Below are 17,056 nucleotides of genomic sequence, written 5' to 3'. Positions count from 1 at the left end.
GCGCCACGCGGAAGTCGATTCCCTTCAGCACCTGAGTCGTGCCGTACCATTTGCTGACGCCTTGCAAGTCGATCACGGGCGCTACGGTTGCGGGGTCCTGGATCATCGATGTCTCCGCGATTGTCATGCGGCCATCCAGCCGCCGTCGACGAGAATGTTCTCGCCGGTGATGAAGGTGGCGTCGTCGGACGCCAGGAACAGCGCCGTATTGGCCACATCGTCTGGCACGCCCAGGCGCGGCATTGGCGTGCGGCTACGGGAATAATCCATCCAACGCGGCTCGGCGGCACGCCCCGGCTTTCCGGTCACGATCTTGCCGGGCGCTACCGCATTGCAGATGATATGATCCTTCGCATAGTCCGCCGCGATCTGTCGGGTAATGTAGACGACGCCCGCCTTCGAGGTGCCGTAGGCAATGTCCTCCGGACAGGCGATCATGCCATGCTGGGATGAAATATTGACGATACGGCCGCGAACGCCATCGCGAACCTCCTGCTCCAGCATCGCCGCAACCGCGGCCCTGCTCATGAGGAAGACGCCAGTGAGGTTTACCGCAAAGACCCTGTTCCACTCCGCAAGGCTCGCCTCGAGCAGCGGTTTGCCGATGCCGATGGCCGCGTTGTTGACGAGACCATCGAGCCGGCCGAACCTTTCCACCGCTAGCGCAATCGCCCGCCTCGCATCAGCCTCCGATGAGACATCGGTGCAGATGAACTCCGCCTCGCAGCCGTCCGCGCGCAACCGCTCTATGGTCGGCACACCTCCCTCACGAACGTCGGTGGTGATGTCGGCGAGCACCAGACGCGCACCTTCGGCCGCGAAGCGGCATGCGATGGCGCGTCCGATCCCGGATGAGGCGCCCGTGATCACAATCGATTTGCCCAGCAGCCGCCCCGTCATGATACGCCTCCCGATGCCGGGCGATCGAGCCTCGCCCAGGACAAATAATCCGCAACCGCCGCGCCCACCGGGTAGGCCAGATCGAATCCGGTATCACGCACCAGACGCGCGATGCTCAGTGGCGCGCGATCGACCGGCAGATTGTAGACAATACCGGCTGGCTCACCTGGCTCGGCGCACCGCCAGCGGAAATCCGGAAACCGGCTTGCCAGCGTGCGGCACCAGTCCGGCAGGTCGGACAGCCTGCCGCCGCCGACATGGTAGATCGCATGACCAAGAGCTGACGCCATGGCGACCGCGGCTATGCCGGCCGCTGCATCGCGGGAGTAGATCCAGTCGGCGCGCATCAGGCGCGGCAGGATCGCCTCCTGACCGTTTCGCAGTGCCTGAAGGACCTGATGGTGCGGGCTGAGCGCATCGCGCACCGAGGTTGGCAGCTCCCAGCGCCCATAGACCGGGCCGAGCCGGACGATCCGCGTATCGCAACCGTGAAGATGCGCAATCCTCTGCGCCACCTGCTCCGCCGCAAGCTTGCTGATGCCATAAAGCGCCGCAGGCGCCGGATGGCTGGTCTCTTCCTCGAAAAAGCCCGACTGCGCGGGTGAGGAGAAGCCGTACACAGCAACCGAGCTCAACACGACGACGCGGCGGATGCCGCCACAAGCGACGACCCGCTCCATCAGGTTGACGGTCCCGCCGATATTGACATCAATGATTCCGCGCGCATCGGTACGTTCCCGCATCTCGTTCGGCGTCACCGCCGCCGCGTGGATCACGAGCTCGATCGGTATGGTCGCAAGCGCCGCATCGACATCGGCGCGGCGTCTGACATCGCCGGTGATCCACCGAGCGCCTGCGAGCTCTGGCCGCGCCATGACGTCCGCAGGGGGCGCGGCCAGGTCAAACAGCACCACGGACCGGCCCGCGGCCAGCAAATGCTCAGCCAACGCAAGACCGATGAACCCGGCACCGCCTGTGATCAGGATCGCCATGGCCTACCTTGACACCAAAGCCTGCCGTTCCAGGCGCGCCACCCAGCGGGCGATAGGGTACAGCAGCACGAAGAAAATCACCGCGGCCGCCATCAGCGGCGTGGGGTTGTAAGTCTGCTCCTGGGCGACCCGCGCCGAACGCAGCAGTTCGGGCAGCGCGACGAGCGCGCCGATTGATGTGGTCTTGATCAGTTCGAGCGAGTTGCTCGCCAGCGGCGCCAGCACATTGCGCACCGCCTGCGGCAGCACGATGTAGACCACCACATGCAACGGCTTGAAACCGAGGGCGCGCGCCGCATCGTACTGGCCGCGCGGCACCGATTCGATGCCGGCACGAAAGATTTCGCCATAGTACCCGGAATTGTTGAGCACGATCGCGAACACCGCGGCGGCAAATCCGCCCAGCGTCAGGCCCAGGAACGGCAGACCGTAAAACACCAGGATCAGCAGCACTACCACGGGGAACGCCCGGAACAGGTCGATATAGACCAGCAGTGCGATGTTCACCCAGCGATGGTGGAAGCTGTAGGCCACCGCGACGACAAGGCCAAGCAGCAAGCCAAGCGGCAGCGCCACCGCCGCCAGCAGTGCGGTGTAGAGCAGCCCCTGTAGCAGCAGCGGGTAGACCCGCATCAAGGCGTCAATATCGGCGAAATTGTCCAACAGCGCCTGCATGGCGTTCTCCTCACCGTCCCCGGCCGGATCGCCGCTCGATCCATCGGCTCGCGACCACGAGCGGAAGGAAGAAGAGGACGTAGAATGCGGCAGCGAGCGTCAGCGGCGAAGGATTGGCGACGATCGCGGTCACGCTCTGGGCCTGGCCCAGTGTCTCCGGCAGCGACACCGCGGTGCCGAGCGCGGTGCCCTTGCTGATCGATATCGCCCGATTGGTCAGCAGCGGAACCGACAGCCGAACAGCTTGCGGCAGGATGATCTGCAGGAGCGTGCGTACCGGCCCGAACCCCAGCGCGCTTGCGGCATCCCATTGCCCACGCGGCACTGCCATGATGGCAGACCAGAAGATCTCGCTGCTGAACGCGGACAGCACCATGGCTAGCGACAGCACGGTGGTGACGAACGGCGACAGCGTGAGGCCCACGTACGGCAGGCCGAAATAGATGAAGACAATAATGACGAGCTGCGGCAGCGTCCGCAACACATCCACATAGACGATGATCAGCGCATTCAAGAACCGCAAGTTGGCGCAACGCAACAGGGCCAGCAACAAACCGATCGCGATACCAAACACGATAATCAGCAGCGCCACCGCGACCGTCACGCGGAAACCCGCCAGCACATCCGGAAATGCCTGCGCGATGACTTTGGGATTGAAATAGTATTCCAGAATGCGGTCCATCGGCTGCCATCATCCGGTGGCCGGACCGCGAAACGGTCCGGCTGTCGTATCTACTTCTTGCAGGCCGGAACGTGGGCGGTGGGTTCGAACCCCTTGAAGCCAGGAGGGCCGTAGCCGAAGAACACCGTCTCGATCGCCGAGCCTGCGTCCGGAGCCGCGCCGTACCACTTCTCGTGCAGCTTGCGGAGACGTCCGTCGAGCTTCATGCATTCGATGACGTTCTCGACCTTGTTGCGATACTCGACGTCTTCCAGACGAAACGCATATGCAAAGTTACGGCCGCTGAAATCCTTGTAGCCGACCTTGATCGCCTTGTTCTGGCTGGCAGCGTAAACGGTTGTCGGAATTTCGTTCAGCGCCGTGAAGGCGCGCCGCGTCAGGATAGCCTGCACACTGTCCGGAAACGTGTCGTACCGCTGCACTTCAAACCCGTACTTCTCGGCATTCGCGGTTGCCCAGGTGTCGGAAATGGTGCCCCTGTTCACCGCGACGCTCTTGCCTTTGAGATCCTCGAAGCCCTTCATCTCGTCGGCCACGCGAACGAGAAAGCCGTTTCCGGTCGTGAACAGCGGCTCGGTATAGAGCATCCGCTCGGAGCGCTCCGCCGTCAGATTCAGCGGATTGACCAGGAACTCGACCCGTTTGGCAAATAGCGCGGCAAACAGCCCGGAGAAATTGATATCCACGATCTCGACCTTCGGTCGGCCGAGGTCCTTGCCGATCTCATTGATCAGATCAGCGCCGAAGCCCTCGGGTCCGCTGGTACCCCGCACCATCCAGGGCGCGACGCCGAAGTCGGACGCCACCACCAGCGGCTTCTCGGAAGGATGGTCCGCCTCTTGGGCATTCGCCCGGATCGCAATCTGAACCCCGCCGAGAACCAGCGCGATTGCAACAAGCTTTGATCGGAGTGTCATCGGTCTGGTCCTTCCATGGGTCACGACTGTCCAGGTTGTGCAGGATGGGTGGCGATCCAGTGCCGGGCGATGTCCGCGCGCCGGCAGACCCACACGGCCTCGCGGGTGGCGACATGATCGAGAAAGCGTGCAAGGCCTGCGGCCCGGCCCGGATGGCCGGCGATCCGAGTATGCAGGCCGACCGACATCATCTTCGGCGCGGTGGCGCCTTCCGCATGGAGCATGTCGAACGCGTCTCTCAGATAGGCGAAGAAATCGTCCGCGGTCGCCATCGCGCCGCGCATGAACTTGGCATCGTTGTTGACGAGGCCATAGGGCACGATCAGATGCGGCTTGGCCGAGACGCTCGTCCAGTACGGCAACTCGTCATTATAGGCGTCGGAATCGTAGAGGAAGCCTCCCTCCTCGACCACGAGCCGGCGGGTGTTCACGCCGGCGCCATATCGGCAATACCAGCCGAGCGGCCGCTCGCCGATCGTCCGCGTCAGGCTTGCCACGGTCTTGCGGATCCGCTCGCGCTCCTCATCCTCGCCGAGATGCTGATGCCGCTCCCAGCGCCAGCCATGCGCGCACACATCGTATCCGTGCTCGCGGATGGCCGCGACCGCATCCGGATTGCGCTCCAGCGCAAGCGCACACCCCATGACCGTCGCCGTCATATTCCGTTCGGACAGCAGCCGGATCAGCCGCCAGAAGCCGATCCGGCTGCCGTATTCGAACATCGACTCCGCGGCGAGATCCCTGCCCTCGAAGCCACCGCCGCCCTCGGTCAGCGCCGTCTCGGTGAAACCGTCGCCATCGGCCAACGAGGCCTCGGAGCCCTCTTCATAGTTGATGCAGATGTTCAGCGCGATCCGCGCACCATCCGGCCATTTCGGATCCGGAGGATTGCGTCCATAGCCGACGAAATCACGATCATGGGAACTCTGCACCGTCATGACGGTCGCTCCTCAGAATGCCGCCGCCGGCATCACGACAATCACTTCGGCATCGAGATCGAAGAAGACGTCGTCATCCTGCCGACCTGTAACTCCCATCGCCACCGCGAATTCCATGGGCGCGTCGAGCACCGTCATCGGATGATGCCAGACGTTGCGCGCATAGGTGACGATGTGTTCGGGACCGGCAACAAATCCTCTCAGCGTCGTCAGGTCGGGTTCGCCGCCGGGGTCCGCGCCACAGACCACGGCAAGGTAGCGCGCAGAGCCGAGCGGGACAAATGTCTGAGCCGAATACGGATGCCGCTCCAGCGTGGTCGCCCGCAGCGGCAGGCGCCGGAGCGCGGCCGCGCTGCTGATCCAGAACGAGAACGATTGCGCTTCGTCGGCACGGTTTAGCATTGTCGGCAGATACCGCCGCCGCTCGCCGGTCGGGCGCGACGCCACGTCGCCGAAGGGAGCAAACGCGGCCGCGGACAGCGGCTCGACCGAGATCGTATAGGAAGGCGAGCCCATCATCGAAAATTGAGATCCCTGGCAAGGACACACATCAAGGCGACCAACTTTGTTATTCCAATGGTATACCATTGGAGCCCAGGGGATTTATCGTGTCAAGCGCAGCCATTGCGGCCCCATGAACACATGCGCGGCGATCGCCGACAAAAAATTGAGCAGATTGCTTTACACCTGAGCGGCCGTCCGCGGATACCGGTGCCGCAGTGGCGATCAGCCGTGGCTGTCGGGCAGGAAGATTCCGAAGGTTTCCAGCATGCCTTGGCGGACGTTGGTGAGATGCTGAATCATGGCGTGGCGCGCCACAGCCGCGTCGCGCTGGATGATGGCATCCACGATGGCGAGATGCTCGCGACATGCTGGCAAGAGCCGTTCGGGACGTCGTTCCACGTTGCACATCCTGATCTTGCGGCGGGTCTCGCCGATCAGCGCGGCCAACGACCGGTTGCCGCAATTGCCGGCGATCTGGTCGTGGATTTCATCGTCCAGCGTCCAATGCTTGGCCTTGGTGATCTCGGCGGTCGCCAGGATCTTCTCCAAGTTGGCCTTGATTGGCTGAAGGATATCCAGGCCGATGCGGGTCGCCGCAAGTGAGGCGGCTTCGCTCTCGAGAATCAGCCGCAAATGGATCAGCTCGAGCAGCTCGGCGATCCCGATGTTGCGCACGATGACCGAGCCGTTCGAAAGCTGCTCCAGCCTGCCCTCACCGAGCAGGCGGCTGATTCCCGCGCGCAGGGGCGTGCGTGACACCTTGAGCCGTAGCGCCAGGCGGCGTTCCTCGATCACCTCACCCGGCGCGAGTTGCCGCAGTTCGATTAAGTCAAGAAGCCTTCTATAGGTCGCCTCAGTGACACTGCCCTCGGAGCGGGAACGCCTTGGCGCTGCGGTTTTGCGCGCAGAAGCAGTGGCGGAAAGGTGCTTACGCGCAGTTGGCCTGGTCACGTTCGATCCTCGCGGCATCGCCAATCGCAGATTGATAGTCGTGCCGACTCGGCTTGTCGAGACGCATCACGTCGAAGGGACGCGCCGGCCGCGCGACCCCAACTGCCACGACCGCCTCTCTCGCTGCAGAGGATACCGTTTTGGATCCGATTCCGCAATAAACCGGGTGTATCCGTATAGGATACCAACGCCTGTCCTCGACGAAGGGAATCGCCACGAAGGTGGTGAATTCGCCAAGCCGGCCGTTTCACGACGTTAAGGGCACGGCGGTGGTTCGCTCGGCAATCGCCGGCGCCAGCGTAGCGGAGATCGCCGCCGTGACCGGCCACCTGTTGAAGGACGTCGAAGCCATTCTCGACTCGCACGACCTCCGTCGTGACATGCGGCTCACTGAAGCGGCGGTGCTGAAGCTCGAAGCGAGAGCAAAGCCGGAAACGGCGCTGGTTTCCCCGCACGTCAAGACCGCTAAGGTCTTGATTCATAAGGTGGGCGCGCCTTCTAAGTAGAGCGCCGCAGGAGGCCGGAAGGACGCTCCGGCCCGCAAGTCTTCGATTGTCTTTGCAAGCTACGGATAAGGTAACCGAGAGGGGAATTCTGAAAGGTAAAACCGCCGTTGTAACCGGCTCAACCAGCGGCATAGGGCTCGCGTGCGCCCGTGCATTCGCGGACGCCGGCGCCTAGACCACAGTGTAAGGCATTTCAAATCAGCCCAAGCAACGCGTGACGGCACGCGATGCCGGTACCGCTCGCAACACGGACCTCAAACTATGTTTCCCAGCGCAAGCAGCAATCCGCTCAATTACTCCGACCGCAGCGAGGTCTTCCATGAGAGGGATCGCTCGACGCGCAATGTTGCGAGAAACGGCACGCTGCTCGACATCGCCGAAGATGAACACCCGACCACGGCCTTGCGCCTGCGCGAGGACGCCTTCAATGAGGACGTGCTGCAGCAATCTCGCGGTGTGCGGCGTCCGACCACCAAAAAGCGTCGCACGAGACCCATTTTATTCTCGGCGACCAATCCCGTAATTTATTGAAAAGGTCTTTTGATTTGGTGGGCGCACCAGGGCTCGAACCTGGGACCCGCCGGCTTCAAAACGACACGAGATCTCCGGTTTCCGCTGCGCGCTTGATTGCGTCTATCACTTCGAGGGTTTTGAGACCTTCGCGCGCGCTCACTACAGGCGCGGCTGCACCTCGGATAACCGCACAGAAATTGGCAATCTGCAGGCCAAGCGGGTCTTCCTTCTCATACCTCAGCCGCTCGCGCTCTATCGGCGCCCACCAGCTGGCCTTGCTTGGATGATGCCAAAGATCGAGTTGCGGAACAGACAGCGATGCCCTTGTGCCGCCGATCTGGTAACAAGTCTCCTGCGTATGACTGTACGCCGGGTTCTCACCAGCCGTGAATTCCCAACTCCAAGGCGACTGGATGGTGTCGGAGACATTGACCGTTCCCAGCGCACCGGAGACGAAGTGCAGAATGATCACCGCTGTCTCTTCAACGGTATTTCCACGCAGTCGATTGGATTGGGCGGCCTGTACCGCCACGATATCCCCACACAGGTACCGCAGCAGGTCGACATCGTGGATGAGATTCAGGAAAATAGGCCCCGCCCCTTTTTCGCGACGCCAGGCTACATCGAAATAGTCGTCCGGTTTGATCAGCCAGAACATGCCATGCACCGACACGATCTGGCCGAGCCGGCCGCTGTCGATCTCCGCCTTGGCGCGCTGGATCATCGGGTTGTGGCGGCGATGATGGCCGGTGAGCAGCGGCACGCCCGCCCGCTCGGAGGCTTCGACCAGGGCCTGCGCGGCGACGACGTCATCCGCTAACGGCTTCTCGATGAGCGCTGGAATGCCCGCAGCGATACAATCCATGCCGTTGGCCACATGCATCTGATTGGGGGTGGCGACGACCACCCCCTCCGGCCGATTTACGGAGAGCATGCCCTGAAACGACGGAAACCAGTCCACTTTCAGCGACACTGCCAACTCTCGCGCCGCTGGCATCGGATCGACGATCGACGACAGTATCGTCTCCGGCCGCGCGAGAATATGTTCGATGTGTCGCTTGCCGATGAGGCCCGCTCCCATCACCGACAGGCGGACGGGTGCACTCATGCGCTACTATCCCTTCTTCTCATCAAGCAGCTTGGCCACACGACGCAAGCCGAGCAGATAACCCTGAGTGCCGAAGCCTGCGATCACTCCATCAGCGCGTTTGGAGACAAACGAGTGGTGGCGGAATTCCTCGCGCTTGTGCACGTTGGAAATATGCACCTCGATCACCGTCCCCTCGAACGTGTTCAAAGCATCCAGAATGGCGACCGACGTGTGGGTGAAGGCCGCGGGATTCATCACGATACCGGCAGCCGTCTCGCGCGCCTCATGGATCCAGTCGATCAGCTCGTATTCCCTGTTCGACTGGTGAAAGCGCATCTCCAGTGCGAGCTCCCCGGCCAGCGCGCGGCAATCCCGCTCCACGTCCGCTAGCGTCTCGTAACCATAGATGTGGGGCTGGCGCTTGCCAAGCAAATTGAGATTTGGTCCGTTGAGGACGTAGACAAGAGGATTCATGAAAGAACTCCGTTCAGTGATGGGCGAGGATCTCGCCAAGGAACTGCCTGGTGCGGGCGTGCTGTGGATTACGGAAGAAAGCGTCGGGCGCGCCTTCTTCGATGATCTGGCCTTCCGCCATGAAGATCACACGATCGGCAACCTGGCGAGCAAAACCCATCTCGTGGGTGACGCAAATCATGGTCATGCCGTCGTTGGCGAGGCCTATCATCGTATCAAGCACCTCCTTGACCATTTCGGGATCGAGCGCTGACGTCGGTTCATCAAACAGCATCACCTTGGGCTGCATGCAGAGCGCACGCGCAATCGCGACACGCTGTTGCTGGCCGCCGGAAAGCTGAGCCGGATACTTCTCGGCCTGGTCACCGATGCGGACACGCTCGAGGTATTTTCGCGCGGTCGCTTCCGCTTCGGTCTTGCTGATGCGGCGCGCGCGAATGGGTGCGAGCGTACAGTTCTGCAAGACCGTCATATGCGGAAAAAGGTTGAAGCTCTGAAAGACCATGCCGACGTCCTGGCGTACGACGTCGATTGCCTTGATGCTGTCGTCCAGCCGATGACCGTTCACCACGATACTGCCCTGCTGGATCGCCTCCAGGCGGTTGATACAGCGGATCAACGTCGACTTGCCTGAGCCGGACGGACCGCAGAGCACGATCTTTTCGCCCTTGCGCACGGTGAGATCGACGTTGCGGAGAGCTTGGTACCCGCCGTACCACTTCTGCACACCCATCATTTCGATCAGGATATGATCCTGCATGGATTCGGCCTCCACTATCGGACGACGGCCGACGCGCAGCGCGTCGGCCGCTCGCCGTGATTATTGAACTGTGAACGGAACGCCGGGAACCGAGTCGGGAAAGGTCGGCATGGGCGCCTTCATCCACTTGGCGTAGAAGCCGGCCAATTTGCCGTTAGACTTGATCTCGTCGATGAACTTGTTGGCCGTCTCGTTCCACTCCTTCTCTCCCAGGCGCGTGCATGCGCCGTTGTACAGAGCTGTGAAGTGAAGCTTGGGCTCGAACCCAAGTTCCGGCTTTGCAGCGTTCAGACGCTGCGAGTAGAAGCTGTTTGCGCCGACGGCCTGCACCTGACCGGAGAGCAGCGCCTGGATCGTGGCCGCGTCATCGTCGAATCTGCGGATCTCGGTCCCGGACGGGGCGTTATTGGTAACCTGAGTATCCTGCGTGGAGGACCTCGGAACGCCAATAACGTACTTGCCCATGTCGGCATTGCTGTTGATCGGCGTTGCCTGGGCAGCGACAAGCGTAATCTCGTTGGCAACATACGGCTTGGAGTACTGCACCGCCTTTGCGCGCTCAGGCAGCATGGCCATGGTTGCGAACAGAATGTCGACGCGGCCTGTGGTCAGCGCCGGAATACGATTGGCCACCGCCAGCGGGACGAACTCGGCCTTGACGCCGAGATATTCAGCGAAGGCGCGCCCCATGTCGGCATCGATGCCGTCCTGCTTTCCTGAACTATCGACATAGCCCCAAGGCGGATTATCGCCCTGAATGCCGATGACGACGACGCCCTTCTTCTTCACGTCTTCCAGAGTCCCCGCCTGCGATTCGCCTGCAACAGCGATGGCACCCAGCGTCAGCACGGCAATGCCGAGCTGGCGACGATTGAGTGAAAACAACATGGATATCTCCTCCTGATGATGGCTGTATGTTTTGAGCAGGTGCGCCGTTCCTACCTTTGATTGGCCAGGGCAAGCCTGGCCTCCATCCGACTGCCCCACCATGAGAGTGGCCAGCAGAGGACGAAGTACATTGCGCCGACCACGCCGAAGACGAGCAACGGCTGGAAGGTCTGGTTCGATACGATTTGACCGGCGCGGGCGAGTTCGATGAAGCCCACGATGGCGGCGAGCGAGGTGCCCTTGATGAGCTGCACGAGATAGCCGATGGTCGCCGGCAGCGAGATGCGGATTGCCTGCGGCATCACGATGTCGCGCATGCGGGACGAATAGTGCAATCCAAGCGCCATCGCCGCCTCGGTCTGACCGCGCGGCACAGCCTGTATCGCTCCGCGCCAGATCTCGCCGAGAAAGGCGGATGCATTCACGGTGAAACCGATCGCCACCGCGACGAACGCGTCCAGCTTCAACCCGGTTAGCGCCAATCCGTAGTACACGACGAAAAGCTGTAGCAGCAGCGGAGTGCCCTGGAATATCCCGATGTATATGCGCGTGATCCATTCCACTCTCTTGTGGCCACAGGTGCGCAGCAATGCGATAGCGAGCCCCGCCGTGCAGCCACCTGCGAATGCGACCAGCGTAAGCAGCACCGTCCATTGCAGGCCACGCAGCAGGAAGCCGAACTCCGGAAGGCCAAAATGCGGGACCATGATCTCCCCCTCAGCGTGTCGGATAAGAGAAAAAGCGGTGAGAGATGACCGCAAAGCCCAGCATCAACAGCCAGGAGATCGCGAGGTAGAGGAAGGTGACGGAGAAATAGACCTCGAAGCTGCGGAAGGTGTCGCTTTCGATGCGCTGCGCAACCGATGTCAGTTCGTAGGCCGATACAGCCGAACAGATCGACGAGGTCAGCGTCAGCATGATGAACTGACCCGTGAGAGAGGGATAGATCGCGCGAAGCGCGGGCTTGAGCACAATGAACCGGAAAACCTGCCCTTTGTGCAGTCCGAGCGCGTAGCCGGCCTCCACCTGTCCTTTATGAACAGACTGGACGCCGCCGCGGATGATCTCGATGGCGTAGGCGCCGCCATTGAGCCCAAGTGCGATAATGGCAGTGGCGGTCGGATTGAGCTTCAAGCCGATGAGCGGCAGGGCGAAGAACAGAAAGAAAATCTGCACCAGGAAAGGCGTGTTGCGCACGATCTCAACGAAGCCAATCACGATGGCCCGCAACCAGCCCGCCTTCGAATCGCGTGCCGCGACGCCGGCGACACCGATCACCATCGCGAGCGTCATGCCGGCAAGCGCCAGACTCAATGTACCCACGCACCCCCACAGCAGCGCGGGCATCGCATGCCAAACCACCGAGAAATCGAGCTTGTAGCCCATCTTGCGTTTCCTCTCGGGCGTTGTACGTGCCGCTCGCCCATCGGCCCGGTGTCACCCTCCCAGGGATGCAAAAGTGGCGAGGAAGGCGTCTGGATCAGGTGAGATGCCCGTGAACAGGCGAAATGCTTCGGTGCCCTGGAAGATCGCCATGCCACCACCATCGACGGTGCGGCAGCCGAGGGCACGCGCCGCGCGCAGCAGGGCGGTTTCAAGCGGGAAGTAGACGATCTCAGCGACCCACAGATCAGGACGCAGCAGGGCCGTCGGCAGCGGCGTGCCTGGATATTTGTCCATGCCGATCGGCGTCGCGTTCACGATTCCGTCCGCGGCGGCGACGGCGGCTGCAACATCGTGGCCGGCCCTCAAACGCGCCTCTACAAATCGGGGAGACAAACCGTCGACCACACTCTGCGCCTTGGCCTGGTCGACGTCTATGATCGTCAGTTCCTGCACGCCAAGCTTCATGAGTGCGAAAGCGACAGCCGAGCCTGCGCCGCCCGCGCCGAATTGGACGACGCGATTGAGTGGTGCACCTCGCATGTTGCGGCGAAAGTTCTCGGCGAAGCCGAACCAGTCGGTGTTGTGGCCGGTCATCCGACCATTCCTGACGACGACGGTGTTCACGGCGCCAAGCGCCTCCGCGTCAGGCGAAAGCTCGTCCAACAGGGGAAGGATCGCTTGCTTGCACGGATGGGTCACGTTCAAACCGTCAAAGCCCATCCACCTTGCTGCCGTGAGCAGTTCCGGCAATGTCTCCACGCCGAGCTTCAACTCCGCCAGATCGATCTTCTTGTAGAGATAGCGGATGCCAGCGGCGTCAGCGGCCGCTTCGTGCATGGGCGGGGTGCGGGACGCAGCAATGCCGTTGCCGATCAAGCCGACGAGAAAGCTGGGCTTCGGATACATGCTTGGCATCGCCGGTCAGCTCAATGGGACGGTGAGTTCGGCGATGACCTGAGCCGTGCCCGGTCGAACACCACGCCACCAGGAAAAAGCTTCCGCCGCCTGCTCGACCAGCATCCCGACGCCGTCGGCCAGCTTGGCTACGCCTTCGGCGCGGGCCGCTTGCAGAAACGGAGTCAATCCTTTGCCGTAGGCAAGTTCGTACGCCAGTTCCGCACCGCGGAAGACATTGCCTGGAAGCGGCGGCATTTCACCGCGCAGGCTGGCCGACGTCGCGTTGACCACGACGTCATAACCCTCGGCAAGGTCGGCCAGTTCAGCATAGCCGCTGACAATCAGGGGACCACAACCGGCAAACTCTTCGGCCAATGCCATCGCTTTCGACAGCGTTCGGTTGACGAGCACCAGTTCGGACGGCTCCTCGCGCAGGAACGGCAGCAGCGCGCCACGCGCTGCTCCTCCAGCGCCGAGCATCAGGACGCGCCGGCCGGCCACTTTGACGCCGAGATTGACCGTGATATCGCGCACGAGGCCGACACCATCGAAATTCTCGGCAACGATCCGATCACCGTCGAACTTCAGGCAGTTTGCGGCGCCTGCGCGTCTGGCGCTGTCTGAAAGCTCGGTTGCGTAGGCGAAAGCATCGAGCTTGAACGGGGCGGTGATGTTCAGCCCCTTGGCCCCCTCTGTCCGGAATTGATCAACCCGCTCGTTGAAACCATTGAGGGGTCCCTCGATCGCCTCATAGACAAGGTCTTGTCCGGTCATTCTGGCGAAAGTGCTATGGATAAGGGGTGATTTGCTGAAGCCGATCGGATTGCCAATCACTGCATAACGATCGCTCATGGCTCACTCCTGCACTGCGGCTTCGTTGTACAGCACGCCGTCGCGCACCATCGCATCGATGGTTTCGGCCGACAGTCCCAGCGAGACGGCAATGCGGCGATTGTCCTGGCCGAGCAGAGGGGCCGGAGCGCGCACCGTGGTGTCGCAATCGGAGAACCGGAACGGCAGGTTCGGCAACGTCACCTTGCCGAGCACAGGATGCTCCTGCTCGACCAGCATGCCACGCGCTTGGATCTGCGGATCGTTCACGACCTCCTCGATGGTCTGCACGGGAGCGGACGGAACACCCGCCTCCTCCAGTGCGGCGAGACAAGCATCCCGAGACGGCTGCGACAGCGTCCAGTTGCGCACAATATCCATCGCTTCGGCATAATGGGCGTTCCGCGCGGCAGGCGTGGTGAAGCGTTCGTCGGATGACAATCTGCTTCCCCCAATCAGTGTCGCCAACCGTCGCCACGCATCATCGACTTGCGCAGCGATGACAAGATTACCGTCCTTGGCCGGAAACACTCCGTAGACGGTCGAGTCCGGCTGGCCGCTGCCGGTCTGTTTCGGAAGGTCGTTACCCCCGGAGAGGAAGTAGCGCTGGACCGCATAGTCGTGCATCGAGACCATGCAGTCGTACAGCGCCAGATCGATATGCTGGCCACGCCCGGACGACGCGCGGCCGACCAGCGCGGCATTGATGGCAGCCACACCATGAATGCCGGTATACATGTCGGCCAGTGGCATCCGCAGCAGCGGCGGCGCTTCACCGGGGGAGCCAAGTTGCGCCAGGGCGCCAGACATCGCCTCCGCGATCAGGCCGAAGCCCGGACGGTCGGCATAGGGGCCGGTGTGGCCATAGGCGGAGACCGAGCAGTAGATCAGTCTGGGATTGCGCGCCGACACGGCCTGGTAACCGAGCCCGAGGCGCTCGAGTGCGCCGGGGCGGTAGTTCTCGATGAAGACGTCGGCTGTGTCGACCAGCTTCATGATCAGGTCGAGACCACGCGTGTCGCGCAGGTCGATGCACAATCCCTGCTTTCCCATGTTCTGCTGCAGGAAGTAGCCGGATTGTCCGTCCTTGAAATAGCCGTGGGCCCGGCCCGCATCGCCTTGCTTCGGACGCTCTACCTTGATGACTTCCGCGCCCATCGCGGCGAGGCAACGTCCCATGAACGGGCCTGCCAGGAAATGGCTGTAGTCAATGACCCGAATGCCTTTAAGCGGCAGATCTTGCGCGGTCATGCCTGCTCTCCTGCGGCGTTGGCCTTCGGGCGCATCGGAATCATCAGTCGATGCTCACCTAGCTGCACCACTTCGCCGTGCTGATTGATCAGCTCTGAGGGCAGCACCACGATGCCCCACCCATTGCGCTTGGTAGTGCGCATGGAGCCGACGCGAAACTTCACATGCACAGTGTCGCCGAGCTTGATCGGCAGCTTGAAATCCCACGTCCAGCCCAGCGACATACCCGGGAGAAAGCGGTAGTCGGCACGGGTCTTCAAACCGTCGGCCAGCGACAGACCAAACAGCCCGTGCGCGACGCGCGTGCCGAAGGGTGTGGTCTTGGCGTATTCCTCGTCGAGGTGAACCGGCGTGAAATCACCCGTCAGTTCGGCATAGGCATTCACCATCGCTTCGGTGACCGTCACTGCGGGGGTGACGCATTCGTCACCGACCTTGGCATCGTCCCAGTAGCGCTCATCGGTCATGTCGCGTCTTCCTCTAGGCACGGGGATTGATCGCCAGGACCGCTTCCACGGCACCTGCGCTCGCTTGCAAGATTTCGACATTCAGCCCGCCCGGCAGTTCGAGCCAGTTCGGCCCGGCCGGCAACGCCTTGGCGCCCCAGGCAGTGGCACGGGCGAGCACACCGTCATAATCGTCGACCATGATGCCAAGATGGGCGAGACGCCCCTCCGGTCCGACAAAATTCGGATCTTCAATGAGTTGCACGCTTCCGAGCACCCATACCTGACGTGGGCGCGCACCATCGGCGGGTTGCTCGTCGCGAATGGCAAGACCAAGCACCTGACGAAAGAAGTCGACGTGATGATCAACGTCCGGCACGCGGATCGCGACGTGTTCGACATAGGCGCGTGGCAACGACATCGTCTCAGGCCTTTCCTGGATAATCGCTGCGGGCGTATTCGAGCCCTTTGACCAAAGCGACGAGGGTAGAGTTGACGGGGGTCGGCACGTTGAGCTTGGCGCCCCAATGCACGACGGCGCCGTGAATGTAATCGACCTCGGTCAGATTGCCGGACTGCAAGCTCTGCAACATCGACGTCTTGAACTCGGGCGGGAGTCCAGCAGACGCCATCGTCCAGGCACGGCGCGGATCTGCGATGGAGATCTTCACGCCGGCGGCCTGCGCGACAGCAATGCTCTCTGAAATGGCGGCCAGCGCGCAATCTTCCAGGATCGGTAGTGAATAGAGGCCGCCATAAGTCAGTCCGGTAACGGCGGTGATTCCTCCTCCGGCGACGTTGATGAACAACTTGTCCCACATCGTGCCCAAGATGTTGTCGCTGAGCAGCGTGAGAATGCCGGCACGATTGAAAGTCTCGGAAATTCGCTGCGCGCGCTCCGTCAAGCGTCCATCAAGTTCGCCGATGATGGTTTCCTTGCCGATGACCCCGGACCGAACATGACCAGGTCCAAGCAGCACGCCGCCAACGTAGGTCTTGCCTGCCATGACCCGGTCGCGACCAACTTCCTCCGAAAGGATGTCCTCGTGACCAAGACCGTTTTGAAGCGACATCACAACCGTCTGCGGCCCGATGATCGGCGCTGCCGCCTGGATCGCATCCCGCGTGTGGTAGGATTTGACCAGGACGATGACGAGGTCCGCCTTGATGCCGACCCGGGCCGCGGAGGTGCAGGCAGTGACCTTCACGACGGTCTCGCCGCCACCTTCGAGCACGCGAAGGCCGCGGGCATTGATTGCGTCAACATGGTCCTGGAACGGATCGATCAGCCAGACTTCGGCTCCGCCACGCGCTAGCGTGCCGCCGATGGTCGAGCCCAAGGCGCCGGCTCCGATAAAGCAGATCCTCATCCGAACGCTTCTCCCAGTGCCTTTGTCGGCATTGGTCGCGTGGTAGCAGGCCGGTCCACATTAAGATATGCTATGATCGCTATAT

22 protein-coding genes and 1 pseudogene are annotated in these 17,056 nt (G+C 62.0%); 3 read left to right on the top strand and 20 right to left on the bottom strand.

Features of this window, described 5'->3' with window-relative positions:
- Positions 1–123: 123 nt before the first annotated feature.
- From B5V03_RS33040 to B5V03_RS33005, 8 genes are all read right to left on the bottom strand, one after another.
- Positions 124–900, bottom strand: a complete 777-nt coding sequence (locus B5V03_RS33040; protein WP_129274569.1) for an SDR family NAD(P)-dependent oxidoreductase — start codon at positions 898–900, stop codon at positions 124–126.
- Positions 897–1,892 carry an NAD-dependent epimerase/dehydratase family protein gene (locus B5V03_RS33035; protein WP_129274568.1) on the bottom strand — a complete coding sequence of 332 codons (996 nt, stop codon included), beginning with the start codon at positions 1,890–1,892 and terminating at the stop codon, positions 897–899. The genes B5V03_RS33040 and B5V03_RS33035 overlap by 4 nt, the downstream gene beginning before the upstream one ends.
- A 3-nt stretch (positions 1,893–1,895) precedes the next feature.
- Entirely contained in the window at positions 1,896–2,567 is a 672-nt protein-coding gene (locus tag B5V03_RS33030) for an amino acid ABC transporter permease (RefSeq protein ID WP_129274567.1), read from the bottom strand.
- Between the two features lie 10 nt (positions 2,568–2,577).
- A complete protein-coding gene (locus tag B5V03_RS33025) occupies positions 2,578–3,249 on the bottom strand; it encodes an amino acid ABC transporter permease (RefSeq protein ID WP_129274566.1) in 672 nt (223 codons plus the stop codon).
- 50 nt (positions 3,250–3,299) lie between these two features.
- Positions 3,300–4,166, bottom strand: a complete 867-nt coding sequence (locus tag B5V03_RS33020; RefSeq protein WP_129274565.1) for a substrate-binding periplasmic protein — start codon at positions 4,164–4,166, stop codon at positions 3,300–3,302.
- A 20-nt stretch (positions 4,167–4,186) separates the two neighbouring features.
- Positions 4,187–5,104, bottom strand: coding sequence for an allantoinase PuuE (locus tag B5V03_RS33015; protein ID WP_129274564.1), 918 nt, complete (start codon positions 5,102–5,104; stop codon positions 4,187–4,189).
- Positions 5,105–5,116: 12 nt separating this feature from the next.
- Positions 5,117–5,623 (bottom strand): ureidoglycolate lyase, encoded by a 507-nt coding sequence (locus B5V03_RS33010; RefSeq protein WP_164988457.1) that lies wholly within the window; start codon positions 5,621–5,623, stop codon positions 5,117–5,119.
- Positions 5,624–5,830: 207 nt separating this feature from the next.
- The gene (locus B5V03_RS33005) at positions 5,831–6,577 is read right to left on the bottom strand and encodes a GntR family transcriptional regulator (RefSeq protein ID WP_129274562.1); all 747 of its coding nucleotides are present in this window, start codon (positions 6,575–6,577) and stop codon (positions 5,831–5,833) included.
- Positions 6,578–6,780: 203 nt separating this feature from the next.
- On the opposite strand from B5V03_RS33005, the gene B5V03_RS42590 reads away from it, so the two are divergent.
- The 3 genes and pseudogenes from B5V03_RS42590 (at position 6,781) to B5V03_RS32995 (ending at position 7,596) form a co-directional block, all read left to right on the top strand.
- A complete protein-coding gene (locus B5V03_RS42590) occupies positions 6,781–7,065 on the top strand; it encodes a hypothetical protein (RefSeq protein WP_245502412.1) in 285 nt (94 codons plus the stop codon).
- Positions 7,066–7,150: 85 nt separating this feature from the next.
- Positions 7,151–7,237: pseudogene (locus B5V03_RS41810) on the top strand (3-hydroxybutyrate dehydrogenase); the annotation flags it as partial.
- 89 nt (positions 7,238–7,326) lie between these two features.
- Positions 7,327–7,596, top strand: a complete 270-nt coding sequence (locus B5V03_RS32995) for a hypothetical protein (protein ID WP_129274561.1) — start codon at positions 7,327–7,329, stop codon at positions 7,594–7,596.
- 55 nt (positions 7,597–7,651) lie between these two features.
- On the opposite strand, the gene B5V03_RS32990 is transcribed toward B5V03_RS32995, so the two are convergent.
- Genes B5V03_RS32990 through B5V03_RS32935 form a run of 12 tightly spaced genes read right to left on the bottom strand, consistent with a single transcriptional unit; the run spans position 7,652 to position 16,971 of the window.
- Positions 7,652–8,686, bottom strand: a complete 1,035-nt coding sequence (locus tag B5V03_RS32990) for a Gfo/Idh/MocA family protein (RefSeq protein WP_129274560.1) — start codon at positions 8,684–8,686, stop codon at positions 7,652–7,654.
- Between the two features lie 6 nt (positions 8,687–8,692).
- Positions 8,693–9,142 carry a type II 3-dehydroquinate dehydratase gene (aroQ, locus tag B5V03_RS32985; protein WP_129274559.1) on the bottom strand — a complete coding sequence of 150 codons (450 nt, stop codon included), beginning with the start codon at positions 9,140–9,142 and terminating at the stop codon, positions 8,693–8,695.
- 13 nt (positions 9,143–9,155) lie between these two features.
- Positions 9,156–9,902, bottom strand: a complete 747-nt coding sequence (locus tag B5V03_RS32980) for an amino acid ABC transporter ATP-binding protein (RefSeq protein WP_129274558.1) — start codon at positions 9,900–9,902, stop codon at positions 9,156–9,158.
- A gap of 60 nt (positions 9,903–9,962) precedes the next feature.
- Positions 9,963–10,790 (bottom strand): transporter substrate-binding domain-containing protein, encoded by an 828-nt coding sequence (locus tag B5V03_RS32975; protein ID WP_129274557.1) that lies wholly within the window; start codon positions 10,788–10,790, stop codon positions 9,963–9,965.
- 50 nt (positions 10,791–10,840) lie between these two features.
- On the bottom strand, positions 10,841–11,497 hold the full coding sequence (locus B5V03_RS32970) for an amino acid ABC transporter permease (RefSeq protein ID WP_129274556.1): 657 nt from the start codon (positions 11,495–11,497) through the stop codon (positions 10,841–10,843).
- Between the two features lie 10 nt (positions 11,498–11,507).
- Complete coding sequence (locus B5V03_RS32965; protein ID WP_129274555.1) at positions 11,508–12,176, bottom strand: amino acid ABC transporter permease; 669 nt, start codon at positions 12,174–12,176, stop codon at positions 11,508–11,510.
- Positions 12,177–12,227: 51 nt separating this feature from the next.
- Complete coding sequence (locus tag B5V03_RS32960; RefSeq protein ID WP_129274554.1) at positions 12,228–13,082, bottom strand: shikimate dehydrogenase; 855 nt, start codon at positions 13,080–13,082, stop codon at positions 12,228–12,230.
- Between the two features lie 15 nt (positions 13,083–13,097).
- A complete protein-coding gene (aroE, locus tag B5V03_RS32955; protein ID WP_129274553.1) occupies positions 13,098–13,925 on the bottom strand; it encodes a shikimate dehydrogenase in 828 nt (275 codons plus the stop codon).
- A gap of 3 nt (positions 13,926–13,928) precedes the next feature.
- Positions 13,929–15,155: a CaiB/BaiF CoA transferase family protein gene (locus tag B5V03_RS32950; RefSeq protein WP_129274552.1), complete on the bottom strand. Its 1,227-nt coding sequence runs from the start codon at positions 15,153–15,155 to the stop codon at positions 13,929–13,931.
- Complete coding sequence (locus B5V03_RS32945; RefSeq protein WP_129274551.1) at positions 15,152–15,622, bottom strand: MaoC family dehydratase; 471 nt, start codon at positions 15,620–15,622, stop codon at positions 15,152–15,154. Before B5V03_RS32945 ends, B5V03_RS32950 begins: the two co-directional genes overlap by 4 nt.
- Before the next feature lie 13 nt (positions 15,623–15,635).
- Positions 15,636–16,022: a VOC family protein gene (locus B5V03_RS32940; protein WP_129274550.1), complete on the bottom strand. Its 387-nt coding sequence runs from the start codon at positions 16,020–16,022 to the stop codon at positions 15,636–15,638.
- Positions 16,023–16,026: 4 nt separating this feature from the next.
- Complete coding sequence (locus tag B5V03_RS32935; RefSeq protein ID WP_129274549.1) at positions 16,027–16,971, bottom strand: ketopantoate reductase family protein; 945 nt, start codon at positions 16,969–16,971, stop codon at positions 16,027–16,029.
- Positions 16,972–17,056 lie beyond the last annotated feature (85 nt).

The sequence above is a fragment of the Bradyrhizobium betae genome (genome assembly GCF_004123905.1).
GTDB classification, from domain to species: Bacteria; Pseudomonadota; Alphaproteobacteria; order Rhizobiales; family Xanthobacteraceae; genus Bradyrhizobium; species Bradyrhizobium betae_A.
The sequence above is the reverse complement of the archived record's forward strand: the minus strand, read 5'-3'. Positions and strand labels throughout refer to the sequence as shown.